The organism is Acinetobacter sp. UBA2581 (assembly GCF_002339435.1).
Classification (GTDB): domain Bacteria; phylum Pseudomonadota; class Gammaproteobacteria; order Pseudomonadales; family Moraxellaceae; genus Acinetobacter; species Acinetobacter variabilis.
Genome location: NZ_DDLD01000115.1, coordinates 13,591 through 29,806, shown reverse-complemented (window position 1 = coordinate 29,806; position 16,216 = coordinate 13,591). Strand labels below are relative to the sequence as shown.

Genomic DNA, 16,216 nt, shown 5'->3' with positions numbered 1-16,216 from the left:
ATTAGCTAAATTTTTTGAGGAGAATGGGTCACTATTCTCCTTTTTCTTTGACTGGGTTGGCTGTATAGACACAAGATTGTCTGACAATGTCAAAGTATTTTCTGCAAAAAAGCCGTTTAATAACTGAAAAGTCATCCAGAATGACTGCACTTGCATCAATAAAAATAAGACAGGAACAGTATGCAACAACAAGAAGCACACAGTTTGTCTGAACAGATTGCCAAGCATATCAGTGAACAGATTATCCGGGGTGAACTGGTTGAAGGCGAACGCATCCAGGAACTCAGAATTGCATCGGAGCTTGACGTCAGTCGGGGATCAGTCCGAGAAGCCTTGCTCTTGCTTGAACGTACCCAGTTGATTGAAATCTTCCCGCGTCGCGGCGCTATTGTCTCGGAAATGTCGGCCATGCAGGTTCGTGCCCTGTTTGACCTGACCTCTTTATTGCTGGGGCAGATGGTACATCGTATGGCAGAGACCTGGCGCAGTCATGAGGCAGAGCGCATTCAGCTATTATTAGAACAATTGGAAGCCGAAACCCGCCAAGGCCATACCGAAAAGTTTTATGATTTGATCTTTCAGGGAATGGCCCAGCAACAGGAGATGGTCGGTAATCTTTACCTGATGCGCTACTATCAGGAACTGCTGCCATCTTTACGCCGTAGCTATTTTCTGACCCTGAATATTTCAAGACGTGAGCTACAGGAATCTTTTGAATTATTTAAACTGGTGACGGAAGCGATTTTAATTCGTAAATCCCATCAGGCGACGTTATTTATGGAAGATTTTTGTCGACACTTGCGCAACCTTGTGTTGGAATCTCTGACACGGATGAAACAAATTGAACTCGCGTGGGCCAGACGCTCACGACGTTAAATCAGGACACTATGCGTTTAAGCAGTTTAAAACTTTCAGGCTTCAAATCTTTTGCTGACAGTACCACCTTACACTTCAAGGATAACCGGACTGCAGTGGTGGGACCCAATGGTTGTGGTAAATCAAATGTGATTGATGCCATACGCTGGGTAATGGGTGAGTCCAGTGCGCGCCAACTACGTGGTGGCAGCATGCAGGATGTGATTTTTACCGGAACAGCCAAGCGCAAACCGGTGGGCATCGCCAGTGTAGAACTGCGCTTTGATAATACCTATGGCAAGCTGGGCGGTGCGTATAATGCCTATAATGAGCTGGCAGTGCGTCGTCAGGTTAACCGTGATGGTAAGTCTGAATATTTCCTGAATGGCACCAAATGCCGACGTCGTGATATTACCGATATTTTTCTGGGAACCGGTCTAGGACCGCGTTCTTATGCAATTATTGAACAGGGCATGATTAACCGTCTGGTGGATGCCAAGCCGGAAGAAATGCGAGTCTTTATTGAAGAAGCTGCCGGTATTTCCCGTTATCAGGCACGTCGCCGCGAGACCATGCTGCATCTGGATCACACGACGCAGAACCTGTCGCGTCTGGAAGATATTGCCTCAGAGTTAAAGTCTCAGCTTAAAACCTTAAAACGCCAGTCAGAAACTGCGATTCAATATAAAGAACTGGAAGGCCAGATCCGTACCATCAAGATTGAAATCCTGTCGTTCCAGTGTGGACAAAGCCAGCGTTTGCAAGAAGAATATACTGTGCAGATGAATACGCTGGGCGAGAATTTTAAGCTGGTACGTTCTGAATTGACTACTGTTGAGCATGATCTGGGAGCGACCAGTGAACTGTTCCAGCGCCTGATTCAACAGTCCACACCGCTACAAACTGAATGGCAACAGGCCGAGAAAAAGCTCAGCGAACTGGAAATGACCTTGCAGCAAAAGCAGTCCTTATTGCAGCAGAACTCAAGCAGTCTGGTGAAGCTGGAAGAACAAAAAGCGCAGACCAAAGAACGTTTACAGCTGATTGAATTGCAACTGGATACCCTGTATCAACAACTCGAAGATCAGACTGCACAATTGCAGCAGCAGGAAGGTCAAAGTCAGGAACAAAACCAGGGTCTGACTGATCTGAAATCCCAGCAAGGCACAATTGCTGCCCAGTTTGCTCAAATTAAAACCCAGGTTGAGCAACAGCAACAACGTAAACAGCAAATGCTGGCGCAAAGTGAACAGCTGGCTAAAAATATTGTCCGGATTGAACAGCAAAAAGAAACCTTGCAGCAGCAGGCAGCACAAATTCAGCAGCAAGCGCAGCAAGAAGAGCTGGAACAGTATCAGGCTGATAAAGCTGAAGCTGAACAGCAAATCACTGGCTTTGAGTCTCAGCTCAAAACACTGAAAACTGAGCTTGAGCAGCTACAGGCAGAACAGGCAAGTCAGCAGCAATTGTTCATACAGCTGAAATCGGAAATTCAGGTGCTGCAATCAGAACGCAAAAACCTGAGCCAGTTACTGACCAAAGCCAATCCAAACGTCAAAGCGGATGTGGTGCAGTTAATGCAGGTGTTGAAGCTGAATCCACAGGCCAAAGCTCATGCCAGCCTGATTGAAAAGTTCCTGGCGAAATGGCTTTCTGCACAAGTATTAGAAGAAACTGAGCATTTTTTAGAGAATAGTGCACGCCAGCTTAAAGCTCAGATGATACAGGATAATATTCAGATCGCTGAACTCCATTGTTTAGCAGACTGGATTGAAGCGCCTCAATATTCGCTCTGGCAACAGGTGGCCGTAGCTGAGAACTTTAAACAGGCAGTTGGTTTACAAACGCAGTTGCGTACAGGCCAATCAATTCTTAGTCTAGATGGCTATCATGTTGGACCAGATTGGGTAATTGCCTTGGACTATGATGAAGCCAGTCAGGCGGGACAAGGGGCATTGAGTCATCGTATCCGTCTGGATGAAATTGAGCAGCAACTGACTCAGCTTGAACCGAAATTCGCAGATCTAGAGCAACAGTTACCTGAACTCACTGCTCAAGTAAAAACTTTGCAAAGCCAGATTCAAAGCATCAATGAGCAGCAGAAGCAGGCACAAGAGCAGTTACAACAGCTTGATCTGAACATTGCCAAAGTCCAAAGTGCGACACAGGCCTTTGCGGTACAAAAACAGCAACTGCAGAACCAGTTACAGCAACTGGATGAGCAGCTGGAAGAAGATGCGATGCAGAAAGATGATCTGGAAATTGATCTGCATGCACTGAATCTGAAACTGGAACAGGCACTGCCCAATTACAAGACCTTGCAATTTCAGCTGGAAGAACTCAATGCTCAACTTGAAGACTCACAGCTAGTCACTCAGCAAGCGCAGCAGGAATTAGAAGTACTGCGCCGTCAAACAGTACAAAGCCAGCAGCAGGCTGAACTGCTAGAAAAAGACCAGCTGTTTTTAAAAGAACAATATCAGCAGATTATTGCGCAAATAGAACAGGCTAAAAAGTTTGTTGATCCGGTACAGCTGGAATTGCCAGCTTTACAGAGCCAGTTTAATGAACAGGCGCTGATTACGGAAAAACTGCAAAAGACCTGGGCAGACTGGCAGATCGAGTTGAATCAGATCCAAAGCAAGCAGCAGCACCTGACTGAGCAGCGCCACACTTTCCAGCAGCAAGATGAACAATTGCGTACTGAACTCGAAGCCAAACGTCTGGCTTGGCAAGCTACCAAATCTGATTTACAGCATTATTCAGAACAACTGAAAGAATTGAATAGTGAAGTAATTTCAGGGCTGAATATTGATGTAAAAGTACATCAGGCCAAACTGGAAAAAGCACAGGCTCAATTCGATAAACTGGGTGCAGTGAATCTGGCAGCTTCTGAAGAGTATGAAGAAGTTTCGAAACGCTATGACGAACTCAGCCATCAGATTCAGGACCTGGAAAATACCGTTGAACAGCTGCAGGCAGCAATGAAAAGTATTGATCAGGAAACCCGTAAGCTGTTTATGAATACCTTCGATCAGGTCAATGCCGAGCTACAAAACCTGTTCCCGAAAGTATTTGAGGGCGGTGAAGCGAGTTTAAGTCTTGAAGATGGATGGCAATCGGGTGTAAAACTGATGGCTCGCCCACCGGGCAAGCGCAACAGCTCACTGGCATTGCTTTCTGGTGGTGAAAAGGCTTTAACCGCATTAGCACTGGTCTTTGCAATTTTCCGCCTAAATCCGGCACCATTCTGTGTATTGGACGAAGTGGATGCACCGCTGGACGATGCCAATGTGGGACGTTTTTGTAATTTAGTCAAAGAGCTTTCTGAACAAGTGCAATTTATTTATATTACCCATAACAAACTTGCAATGATGATGGCGACTGATCTTTTAGGTGTAACCATGCCTGAACCGGGAACCTCAAAATTAGTGACAGTAAATTTGGAACAGGCAAAAGAATACGGCTTAGCTGCGGAGGTATAACATGGAAATCACCACAATTATCGGGATTGTTATTGCAATTGTGATTATGCTATTCGGCATAAGACTGATCTTGAAAAAACCTGCGGAGGCTGTACCGTCACTGGATGCGGATCTGCATATTGATCCTGACAGCCAGACTCCGGTTATTCCAAGGCATGTACGATCTCAACTGTCTAAAACAGAAAGTCCGGCAGCTGCACGTGTGGAACCGAGTCTGAATGAAGAAGCAGTAGACAACATTGCACCTGAGACAGAACAACAAGAAGCAGTCAAAGTAGAGCCAACTTTGGTTGAAACCGCCCAGCCAGAAACTAAAGCAGCAAGCCGACTCGACACACCGGTGGTTGCAGAAGAAGCAGAACCGGAAGTAGCCAAAACTGAAGAAACCGCAACATCTGCTGAACAAGAAAATAAGCCTGAAACAGTAGAAGTAGCAGAAACAGAAAAAGAGCCTAAAGCAGCTGAATTTAGCCTGAATAGTAATATTGAAAAAGCTGAAATTTCTGACTTTAATGATGAAAGCAGTATTCTCGATGCACATCTCCATGAGCAAAAAATTGTGGATGAAGAATGTTCGCTGGCTAATGCTGAAACGATTATTTCATTGCATGTTTATCCACAAGGCCGTGCTCTTTCAGGCGAAAAAACCCTAAAAGTTTTACTGAAATATGGCCTGCGTTATGGTGAGTTAGCATGTTTCCATCGTTATAGTGAAGATGGCTCGAAACTGCTATTTTCGGTGTTGCGTATGGCGGATACCGGTATGGAAGGTTTTGACTTAGAAACTTTGTCGACTGAAGAAGTCAAAGGTCTGGCGTTCTTCCTAGCTTTACCGCATAGCGATGTACAGAACGCCTTCGATACCATGGACAGCATTTCACGTCTGATTGCGCGTGAAGTGGATGGTCTGGTTTATGATCAGAACCAGCAGGAAATGACCCCGCAATTACGTGAATTCTGGCGTCATCAGGCGATTGATTATCGTGCTGGACAGACTGCAGAAGTTTAATATTCCAATATTGAATCTGCAGAATCCGATTTTTATAATAGCGAAAAGCTGAATATTGTATAGGGCGGATTTTCCGCCCTTTTTTATGGTGAAATTATGACCCAAGATGCCACTGTCATTGCGCAAATGCGTCAATTGATTCAACTGATTGCCAAGCATAATCATGCTTATTATGTGATGGATCAACCTACGATTGAAGACAGTGAATATGATCAGCTCTTTCATCAGCTCAAAGCTTTAGAAGAACAATATCCACATTTACAACAGCCAGACACACCGACAGTTAAAGTAGGCGGTCAGGCACTTTCCAAATTTCTGACCGTAACGCATGCGGTGCCAATGCTGTCTTTAGGCAACGTTTTTAATCAGGATGATCTGTTTGCTTTCGCACGCCGTATTGAAGAGCGTTTACCCAATCAAAAGATTGAATACGATGTTGAGCTGAAATTTGACGGTCTGGCAATTTCCCTCTGGTATGAACATGGCGTACTGGTTCGTGGTGTCACTCGTGGTGATGGGGAAACTGGCGAAGATATTACCCAGAATGTTAAAACCATTCGTAACCTGCCGAAATTTCTGTCTCCAGTGAATGGCGTGATTCCAGAATTACTGGAAGTGCGAGGCGAAGTGCTGATGCCGAAATCCGGCTTTGAACGTCTGAATGCGGCCAATGCAGCGAAAGGCGAAAAAACTTTTGCCAATCCACGTAACGCTGCGGCCGGCAGTTTACGCCAGCTTGATCCGAATATTGCAGCTTCTAGACCTTTGGCTTTCTATGCTTATGGAATTGCCCAGTGTGTACCACATCATGGTCAAACCACAATGTCAGGCAGTCTGGAATGGCTACAGCAATTTGGCTTTGCTGTGGGTGAGCGGCATTTTATCTGCAGTAGCATCCAGGAAGTGCAAAAAGTTTACGAGCAGATCATTGAAGAACGTTCAAAGCTTAGTGTCGAAATCGATGGTATGGTCATTAAGGTCAATGACCTGAAACAGCAACAAAAACTGGGTTTCTTGAGCCGTGAACCACGTTGGGCAACCGCTTATAAATTCCCGGCAGTGGCGGCACTGACCACCGTTGAAAATATTGACTGGCAAGTGGGCCGTACCGGAACGTTGACCCCTGTGGCACGTTTAAATCCGGTTGCCGTGGGCGGTGTGACGGTTTCCAATGTGACCCTGCATAATATTGGTGAAATTCACCGTCTGGATGTAAGAATCGGAGATACCGTCAGCGTTTATCGTAGTGGTGACGTGATTCCTAAGGTTGAAAAAGTCTGGCCAGAATTTCGTCCTGCCGATGCTGTAGAAGTGTATTTACCTGAGAACTGTCCGGTGTGTGGTTCTCCAGTCGTCATGCCGGAAGGTGAAGCACTGGCACGTTGTTCAGGTGAACTGTATTGTGCGGCGCAGCGCATCGAAACCATCCGTCACTTTGTTTCACGTAAGGCTATGGATATCGAAGGTCTGGGCGATCGCTGGGTGGAGTCACTGTTACATCTCAATCTTTTAAAAGATGTCTCGGATATTTATCACTTGCATGAGCATCGTGAGCAATTACTGCAAATCGAAAAAATGGGTGAAAAGTCCGTTCAAAATCTCATTGATTCGATTGAGAACAGCAAGAAAACTACATTGGCAGCGTTTATTTATGCGCTCGGGATTCGTGGCGTAGGTGAAACGACAGCACGTATGCTGGCCAATACTTTCCAGACTCTCGACGCTTTACGTAGTGCTGATGTAGACGCTTTAAAGAAAACACCGGATGTTGGTGATATTACCGCAGAGTGGATTGTTGATTTCTTCCAGGCACCGCATAACCTGGAAGTATTGGATCGCTTGTTGGCTGCCGGTATTCATTGGGATGCGCCAATTGCACCAACGCGCCAACCACTGAATGGTGAAAGCTGGGTAGTGACTGGAACTTTAAGTTCTATGGGACGTGATGAAGCAACACAACTGTTGCAAGCCTTAGGTGCACGGGTCAGTGGCAGTGTATCGAGTAAAACCAAATGTGTGGTGGCGGGTGAAAAAGCGGGTTCTAAGCTCGATAAAGCAGAAAAACTCGGTGTGCCCGTGATCAATGAAGCGCAATTTATTGCTTTGATGAAAGAGCATGGGCAAATCGAAGAATAATCAGTTCTAAACAATGACTCAAATAAAAAAAGACACCCAGGATGATGAATCTTAAGGTGTCTTTTTTATTGCTAATTCAAAACTATAGGTGAATGAGAGGGGAGGATAGACAAATACAAGGATGGGTTCGGCAATGTAAGTTGAATTCACGTACAATAGATTCATTTGCAGGTATAAATCCTGCCTGATTGATTTTGTTCTCCCTTTGATTTATTGGCATACACATGGCGCAAGCAAAGAAATCTTTTCCGCAACAAAAATCGCAATTACATGCACGAAATCTGCATCGCAGTCGTTACGATTTTCCTCAACTCATCCAGAGCTGTCCGGAACTTGCGCCTTTTGTCAGCCCGAATCAATATAACGATCTTTCAGTCAATTTTTCTGATCCTCAAGCTGTGAAAATGCTCAATAAAGCATTGCTCAAGCATTTTTACGGCATTCAATATTGGGATATTCCTCAAGATTATCTTTGCCCACCGATTCCAGGTCGAGCGGACTATATTCACTATTTGGCGGACTTGTTAAGTGATAGCAATAAAGGTCAGATTCCAACAGGGCGTGCAGTTCAGGTGTTAGATATTGGGATAGGTGCGAACTGTATTTATCCGATCATTGGGCATCGTAGTTATGGTTGGAAATTTGTCGGCTCAGACATTCATTCGGCATCGGTTAAAAGTGCTCAATTTATTGTAGAGGCAAATCCGAATCTCAGGAAGGGGATTCAGATTCGATTGCAAAAGACACCGAGCAATATTTTCAAAGGTGTGATTAAACCTTCAGATCGTTTTGATTTGACCCTGTGTAACCCACCATTTCATGCTTCGCAAGATGAAGCAAATGCCACAGCAACGCAAAAATTACGCAAACTTGGCAAACCGGTTGATCGGTCTAAAGTGGTGTTAAACTTTGGTGGACAAAAGAACGAGTTGTGGTGCGACGGTGGAGAAGAACGCTTTGTTTGCCAGATGGTACAAGAGAGTACACAGTTTGCTGAGCAATGTCTTTGGTTTAGTACACTGGTTTCTAAGAAAACCACATTGCCTATGCTATTAAATACCTTACGTAAGTGCGGTGCAGTGGATGTAAAAACCATTAAAATGACGCAGGGGCAAAAAGAGAGTCGTTTTGTGGCTTGGACTTTTCTAAATACAAAGCAACAGCAAGCGTGGAAAAATGCGCGTTGGACTTCTGCTTAAGTAGATTTTTAAGCAGTCGTCATAAGCTTGCCGATAAATGACTTGATGCATAAGCTCAAACTTAATCTGACAGATACAATAAAAATCGGTCACTGTCAGATCGGGTTTGAGCGAGTACGATTAAGGAATATATTTTTTTACCAGACCATCATCCAGTAATTGCTGGAAATGTTCGACCAGACTCTCTTTTACCGGACGGTATTCCAGACCGAGTTCATCCTTACTTTTTTGGGCATTAAAGAAAATTGGATAACCCATATTGAGTTCAACAAATTTACGGCTAAAGCCTGCCAGAGGACCAAAAATCTTGAAAGCCGTTTTTGGCAACTGGTTGCGCGGAAACGGGAATTTTGGACCAAATGCTTCACGCAGGATTTTCCCCATTTCTAGCAGGCTTAAAGTCTCACTACAGATAATATAACGGCCATGCGCTTCCGGATTAAAGGCGGCACGGATATGGGCTTCAGCAACATCCTGAACATCCACCACACCATTCCACATCGGTGGAACGCCGAGTAAAGTCATGCCATTGGCAAACTGTTGCAGAACTTCCACACTGCCTGATTGAGTATTAGGCGTTAAGGATTCCCCAAAGACCAGTGCCGGATTGATACAGATCAGGTCCCAGCGATCCTGCGCTTCCGCCATTTCCCAAGCTTTGCGTTCTGCCATGACTTTGGAATACGGATAAGGCTGATGGGTTTCTGAACTGGTGGTATTCCAGTGAGATTCATCAAAACTAGTGTGCTCGGTTTGCAAAATATCAATCGCATCCCCATACGTTGAGGCAATACTTGAGGTGACAATCACACGTTTGACAGATTCAGTTTTATTGACACTATTCAGCACATTTTGCGTACCCAGAATTGCTGGTTCAATAATGTCTTTAAGCGCATCCTTATAATTGGTGACCACAAAAGGCGAGGCCATATGAAAGACAATTTCACAACCTTCCATGGTCGCATCAAAAGAACCGGGCTTGAGCAAGTTGGCTTCAAACAGCTTTAAGGTTCCCGGACTGCTGTCTGCAATTTGTTCTAGGTGTGTATAACTCTGAGTTTTATTCAGATCGCGTACAGTGGCATGTACGGTATAACCCTGTTTTAAAAGTTTCTGGATGACCCAACTGGCGATATAGCCAGATGCGCCGGTGACCAGAACAGGTGCTGTGCTATGTTGTAATGTCATATTTAAACCGTTGTCGTTTTAACTTCTTTCATCGTAGGCACAATTATGCATGAACCAGGCCAAACAGGTGAGTCCAAAATAAAAATAAGCAACAAGATAAGTGCTTATTAATATTTACAAAAATTAACGTTTGAATATTCCAGCTTGCTGGATTGAATAAAAACGGAACGAAAAATGCAAGATATTGTTTTATAAATGGGATTTGGTCGAACAGAGAGCGTAAATGCAAGTGCTTCTCATTTTAATTATATAAAAATCAGACATTTACCATAATTTTGCTTTTGCAAATCGAAAATCTTTTCTCCATAATAGGATGATAAAAGCAGGGAGTAATTCAAATGCGCGGTAATCCAGAAGTCGTAGATTATTTAAATATGCTGATCGGTGGCGAACTGGCTGCTCGTGATCAATACCTGATTCACTCTCGTATGTATGAAGATTGGGGTCTGACGAAAATCTTTGAACGCATCGACCATGAAATGCAGGAAGAAGCACAGCATGCAGATGCCCTGATTCGTCGTGTCCTGTTCCTTGAAGGTACGCCAAATATGCAGCGTGATGACATCGAAGTTGGTGAAGATGTGGTGACCTGCCTGAAAGCTGACCTGAAGCTTGAGTATCATGTCCGTGAAAAGCTGGCTCAAGGGGTAAAACTTTGTGAAGAGAAGGGCGATTATGTGACCCGTGACATGCTGCGCCAGCAAATGTCAGATACGGAAGAGGACCATACTTACTGGTTAGAAAAACAGTTACGTTTGATTGAGCTGATTGGTCTGCAAAACTATATCCAGTCACAAATGTAAGATATTGAATAATAAAGAACCCAGCAGATGCTGGGTTTTTTTGATTCTGTACACTTAAGAATTGTTGTTGCTGACAATTCCGATTTTTTTTACTTCCAGACGCTGAGCCGCAGCCATCACCATCGCGATATGCTTGTATTCAGTTGCACGATCAGCCTTGATTTTAATCTGATCCTGATCGGCTTTTTGCGCCACGGTTTTAAATAAGGCTTCCAGCGCTTGAGCATTCGCTACCGGCTGATCATTCCAGAAGATCTGGCCCTGAGCATCAAGACGCAAATTCACAATCTCTGGCGGTTTTTCCTCAGTCGGTGGTGGTGTGCCATTTGGCAGGTTGATATTAATCGAATTATTCGGCAACGGAATAGTGATAATAAACATAATCAGCAAGACCAGCATGACATCAATCAATGGTGTCATGTTGACGTCCAGCATTACATCATCATCCTGATTTGAGCCAACATTCATTCCCATAACTGGATTCTCCCTCAATCTTAAGGTGAAGCGGGCGGGGTCGTGACAAATGCAATCTTGCCAATACCTGCTTGCTGAGTAGTACTGATGACCTGATCAATCGCTTCAAAAGCTGTTCTTTGATCACCGCGAATATGCACTTCAGGCTGAGGACGTTTCTGGGCTTCTGCCTGTAAACGGGTCAGTAAAATTGCCTTGTCCGGAATATAGGATTCATTCCAGAAGATATCGCCATTTTTATTGACTGCCAGCTGGATATTTTCCGGCTTGGTTTCATACGGGACATTACGTTCTTCAGGCAGATCGACCGGTACGGTATGAATTGCAACCGGTACTGTAATCAGAAAGATAATCAGCAGTACCAGCATCACATCAACCAGAGGCGTGGTATTAATGGTACCAATGACCTCATCATCGCTGTCGTTTGAATTGACCATCATTCCCATGGTTGACCCCCATTTTTATTTTGTGTCGCGGTGAACAGGATTGTTTGAGCTGATTTCGCCGCTCAGTAGTACAGCATGCAGGTCAGAACCGAAGGTACGAACTTCTTCCATCACCGCTTTATTACGTCGAGTTAACCAGTTGTAGCCAAGTACTGCAGGAACTGCCACTGCCAGACCGATTGCGGTCATGATCAGTGCTTCACCGACCGGACCAGCAACTTTATCGATTGACGCCTGACCAGAAATACCAATTGCAGTCAAGGCATGGTAAATGCCCCAAACGGTACCAAACAGACCTACGAAAGGTGCAGTAGAACCTACGGTTGCAAGGAAGGCCAAACCACCACTTAGATGGCTTTGAATCTTGTCGACTGCGCGTGAAATAGAAATCGTAACCCAGGTATTAAAGTCGATACGCTCTAGTAAAGTACCGCCATGGTTTTTGGTTGACTTGATGCCTTTTTCAGCAATAAAACGATATACGCTGGCTTCATCCAGATTTTGCGCTGCATTATCCAGTGAAGAAGATTCCCAGAACTGATGTTCTGCTTCTTTGGCCTGTTTGCGAATCTTGCCTTGTTGCAAGCACTTGGTGATCATGATGTACCAGGTACCGATTGACATGATTACCAGAATGAACAGGGTCACTTTGGAAACCATATCGCCTTCTTTCCACATGGCTTCCAGACCATAAGGGTTGCTGGCAGGTTTTTCAGCTGCAGCAGGTGCTGGCGGTGTAGGTTCAGCGACAGTCGCAGGAGTTGTGGTTTCCGTTTCAGTGACGGTCGTTGCAGGTGTAGGGGATTCTTCAGCAAATACGGTTTGCAAAGGTAGTAAAGTACTTGCCGCAATGACACTTGCAGCAGTGATATTTTTTAAAGTGTGTCGTGCGTTTTTCATAATGAATCTCCTCATTTTGTTTTTTAATCTGTTGTCTGGATCAGTCCAAGATAAATTCGTAGGGAATGTCGTACCAAGATTCTTGTGGTTCACCATTTTTCATTGCAGGCTTGAAGGTACATAAGCTGAAAGCCTTGGACGCTGCACGGTCGAGTGAACGGCTGCCACTGGATTTTTTTACTTTGGCATCTTTCACTTTGCCGTCGGTATTCACAAAGACAGAGATCAGCACATTACCTTGCTCTTCATTCATTAATGCATCGCGCGGGTAATCTGGACGCTTACAACCCGCTTCACCTTGAGATACGCCACGTGTAACGCCAGTTGGTTGCGGTGGAGCAGCAGGCGCCGCTGCAACAACTGGGGCTGGTGCAGCCACCGGACTTGGGGATGGTACTGCTGCAGCTACAGGCGTTGGTTCTGCAACCGGTTGAGTGACGGTTGGTGTAGGCTGTGTTTTCTGTACCGGAACCACTTTTTCTACCGGTTTAACCTCAGGAACCTGTGCCACTTTTTCTACAATTTTAGGTGGCTCAGGTGGGGTTTCTTTAGGTGGCTCTGGTTCTGGTGGTTTAATATCCTGAATAATCATCAATTCAACCGGTTCTTCTGACGGTTTGATGATGTCTTTTGCCATACCTGCCATTAGCACCAGGCCCACCAGGATATGCAAGAAAATCACGACACCAATTCCAGTCAATTTTTTGGCGGAGCTTTTTTCTATATCTTCAAACGTTGTGCTCATCATGACTCCTGGAATTTAAGACAAATAAGAAATAACGGTTTATTTCAAAGATGAGGTAGCTGCATTATTTTTTGTTTGGCTGAAATGATATGAATACTGCAAATACAGCATGACGCTGTATTTGCAGAAAGCTTGTCTTAGAATTTGTAAGTACCACGGAGGTAATAAGTACGACCTGTAGGATCTGAGTAACGAGGGTCATAACCGTATTGGAAGTTATCCAGAACATCAGATGCAGCAGGCTCTTCATCAAAGATGTTGAGGATACCGCCAGTCAACTCCAGGTTTTTGAAGCCTTTATAAGTTGTTGCGAAGTTATAAAGTGTGTAGTCACCCACATCACGTTCGCCAGAGTAGTCTTCATAACCACGAGTGAACTGTTGTTCAAAGATCATTTTCCAGTCTTCATAAGACCAGTTCAGATTGGCAACATGTTTCCAGCGAACTACTGCCGGGTCTTCATATTTGCCTACCAGACTAGACCATTCACCGCCTGGTTCACTTTGGTAGTCCAGATTGATCACGTAAGTACCATCAATACCGAAACCGAAACGACCAGTAGATGTTTTAGGTGTCAGGTAGTTCAGGCTCAGGTCTACACCTGAAGTTTTTAAACCGCCAGAGTTCATCAGGGTAGTACGGATGTGCTGGATACGGCCTTCACTATCACGTATGAAACGGTCTGCATAAAGGTCTGGATTATCAAAGATTGATGATTCACCCACTGTACCTACCAGACCATCGATCTCGATATTGAAGTAGTCAGCAGTGAAAACCAGGTTTTTGATTGGTTCAAATACTAAACCAGCAGTGAATGATGTAGATTCTTCTGGTTGCAGGTCAGGTGAACCACCTTGGGTACGCTTAAACTGGGTATTACATTCAACCTGATATTTAGGTTCGACTGGCGTGCCACCTGGACATAACACAGGGTCATTGTATTTCGCACCTGTCCAGGTTTCACTGATTGGCGCGTTGATTTCGTACAAGCTTGGTGCACGGAAACCGGTGCTATAAGATGCACGGAACATGACTTCCTTCATTGGTTCCCAACGTAGACCAACTTTCGGGTTGAAGGTATCACCGAAGTCGCTATAGTCATCATAACGGGCAGCAATTTGAGCTTCCAGACTTGGCAAGATTGGGATCTGGAATTCAGTAAAGAATGCTGTGATGTCACGATCACCCTTACTGATTGGTTTGCTCGGGTCAATACCAGAACCTGGTACTTGAGCCACGATTTCAGAGTTTACTTTCGCTTCCCAGTCCTGAGTCGTGAAGCTACCACCGAAGGCAAAGCCAACATCACCTGCAGGTAATTCAAAAATTGGACGACTGATCGTAAAGTCTGCAGTTGTAGACTCTAAAGAGGCGATGTTAGTTTCGCCATTAATCACAAATGATTCCCAAGGGGTATCGCCTGGACGTGCTGGACCGAATGGATTGATACGACCTTCATTCAATGCAGTTTGCAGGTTGCTACGGTGTAAGTAACCACCTGTAAATTCATCAGTTGCTTCGCTTTTCGCGTATGACACGCCTGCGTTAATATCCCAGCCTAATGCCTCACCTTCAATACCTGCAAAGAAGCGGTGTGAGTCATTGGTTGACATACTTTGACGGTTACCTGCCTGAGAACGGAGGTAAAGTTGAAGTGGATCACCGCTTAACTCGCCATCTGTAATAGCCGGAGTAATACCATTACCTGGATAGTATTGGCTGCTTGATGGTAAAGTCACGGTACGGCCATAAACGTCTGGTGCAATTGAAGTGGATACTTCAGAACGTGTAAACACGTATTCACCAACCGCATTTAATGAATCATTAAGCTTGAATGTCCCTTTACCTAATGCAGATAGTGTTTCAACCTGTGGTTTGATCGCAATTAAAGCCTGCGTATTTAGATAACAGAAGCCGTCATCTGGAGAAGACCATGGAACATTATTACAGTCATCTGGGTATGGGTTACCTAAATAACCAGTGGTTGGATCATAGATGTTTGCCGGGAAGCCGCTTGCAGAGCCAGCATCAATACCTAATTCAGGAATTACACCACCACGGCGGCTGACTTTACGCTGTTGAGCATGGATCTGGTTAGATTTACGGTAGTCCAAGACGCCCATGACGTTAAAGCCATTTTCATCCAGGTCACCGAAACCACCGAAGATCGCAGCCTGTTGTTTTTCACCACCTGAATGTTCGGTTTCATGTAAGGCTCCGGTAACACCTAAGCCATTGTATTCAGATTTGGTGATGAAGTTGATTACCCCCGCAATCGCATCCGCACCATAAACTGCAGAAGCACCATCACGTAAAATCTCAATACGATCAATCATCGCCATAGGGATGATGTTTAAGTTCGTACTATCTGTACTAAATGCACTATAGGCAAGACGACGGCCATTTAAAAGCACAAGTGTTTTGTCTGAGCCTAGACCACGTAAGTTGGCTGTCGAACCTGAAGTATTACTTGCACCTACGTTTTGAGCAGTAGAGAAACCAGCCTGGTTCGCGCTGACTTTTACTAAAGCTTCTTCAACAGTACTTACCCCTTGGTTCGCAAGATCTTCACCTTTGATGACGGTGATTGGTGAAGAACTTTGTGCAGCAACCCCCTTGATTGATGAACCCGTCACTGTCACTTTCTGAACTTTAGTTGGCTGTTCAGCAGATGCAGCTTCTTCGGCATGGGCCAGCGGCAGACACATCATACTTAAGCTGAGTGCGCTTAACTTGAGTAGTCTTTTGCTGACGGTTGGAGCCCCCATAGATCCGACCAATTTATTTTTTTTCATCGTAAATTTCACCCTTTTGTTATGTGAAGTAGTGCTGGGTTGATCTAAGCAAGGCGAATGCCAACTTATAAAATTTTATATTTTTATATTTTTAATTTATTGAAAAATATTGATTTAATTGAATGAGGTTTGAATTTATCAAGCGATACTGAAGAAAAATTAAGAAGTCTGTGTATCGAAT

12 protein-coding genes are annotated in these 16,216 nt (G+C 44.6%); 6 read left to right on the top strand and 6 right to left on the bottom strand.

All coding sequences use genetic code 11. The features are described from left to right. Positions 1-180: 180 nt before the first annotated feature. The 5 genes from B3Q46_RS14660 to rlmF all read left to right on the top strand — a co-directional run bounded on the left by B3Q46_RS14660 (position 181) and on the right by rlmF (position 8,684). Positions 181-876 (top strand): GntR family transcriptional regulator, encoded by a 696-nt coding sequence (locus B3Q46_RS14660; RefSeq protein WP_005234246.1) that lies wholly within the window; start codon positions 181-183, stop codon positions 874-876. An 11-nt stretch (positions 877-887) separates the two neighbouring features. Next, positions 888-4,340 (top strand): chromosome segregation protein SMC, encoded by a 3,453-nt coding sequence (smc, locus tag B3Q46_RS14655; RefSeq protein ID WP_005234247.1) that lies wholly within the window; start codon positions 888-890, stop codon positions 4,338-4,340. Position 4,341: 1 nt separating this feature from the next. Continuing rightward, positions 4,342-5,349, top strand: coding sequence for a cell division protein ZipA C-terminal FtsZ-binding domain-containing protein (locus B3Q46_RS14650; protein WP_005234248.1), 1,008 nt, complete (start codon positions 4,342-4,344; stop codon positions 5,347-5,349). 96 nt (positions 5,350-5,445) lie between these two features. Beyond that, positions 5,446-7,485, top strand: a complete 2,040-nt coding sequence (ligA, locus tag B3Q46_RS14645; RefSeq protein ID WP_005234249.1) for an NAD-dependent DNA ligase LigA — start codon at positions 5,446-5,448, stop codon at positions 7,483-7,485. A gap of 224 nt (positions 7,486-7,709) precedes the next feature. Continuing rightward, positions 7,710-8,684, top strand: coding sequence for a 23S rRNA (adenine(1618)-N(6))-methyltransferase RlmF (rlmF, locus tag B3Q46_RS14640; RefSeq protein WP_005234251.1), 975 nt, complete (start codon positions 7,710-7,712; stop codon positions 8,682-8,684). Between the two features lie 120 nt (positions 8,685-8,804). Here rlmF and B3Q46_RS14635 read toward each other — a convergent pair whose 3' ends face one another. Continuing rightward, positions 8,805-9,872, bottom strand: a complete 1,068-nt coding sequence (locus tag B3Q46_RS14635; protein ID WP_005234253.1) for an SDR family oxidoreductase — start codon at positions 9,870-9,872, stop codon at positions 8,805-8,807. A 338-nt stretch (positions 9,873-10,210) separates the two neighbouring features. Here B3Q46_RS14635 and ftn point away from each other — a divergent pair, with 338 nt between their 5' ends. Next, positions 10,211-10,675 (top strand): heteropolymeric bacterioferritin subunit Ftn, encoded by a 465-nt coding sequence (gene ftn / locus B3Q46_RS14630; RefSeq protein WP_004783337.1) that lies wholly within the window; start codon positions 10,211-10,213, stop codon positions 10,673-10,675. 54 nt (positions 10,676-10,729) lie between these two features. Here ftn and B3Q46_RS14625 read toward each other — a convergent pair whose 3' ends face one another. The 5 genes from B3Q46_RS14625 to B3Q46_RS14605 form a co-directional block, all read right to left on the bottom strand. Beyond that, positions 10,730-11,149: an ExbD/TolR family protein gene (locus tag B3Q46_RS14625; protein ID WP_004783336.1), complete on the bottom strand. Its 420-nt coding sequence runs from the start codon at positions 11,147-11,149 to the stop codon at positions 10,730-10,732. A gap of 20 nt (positions 11,150-11,169) precedes the next feature. Then, positions 11,170-11,595, bottom strand: coding sequence for an ExbD/TolR family protein (locus B3Q46_RS14620; RefSeq protein WP_005234255.1), 426 nt, complete (start codon positions 11,593-11,595; stop codon positions 11,170-11,172). Between the two features lie 15 nt (positions 11,596-11,610). Next, positions 11,611-12,495, bottom strand: coding sequence for a MotA/TolQ/ExbB proton channel family protein (locus B3Q46_RS14615; protein ID WP_005234256.1), 885 nt, complete (start codon positions 12,493-12,495; stop codon positions 11,611-11,613). Between the two features lie 40 nt (positions 12,496-12,535). Continuing rightward, positions 12,536-13,240, bottom strand: a complete 705-nt coding sequence (locus tag B3Q46_RS14610) for an energy transducer TonB (RefSeq protein WP_005234257.1) — start codon at positions 13,238-13,240, stop codon at positions 12,536-12,538. A 137-nt stretch (positions 13,241-13,377) separates the two neighbouring features. Continuing rightward, a complete protein-coding gene (locus B3Q46_RS14605) occupies positions 13,378-16,035 on the bottom strand; it encodes a TonB-dependent receptor (RefSeq protein WP_005234258.1) in 2,658 nt (885 codons plus the stop codon). Positions 16,036-16,216: the final 181 nt, after the last annotated feature.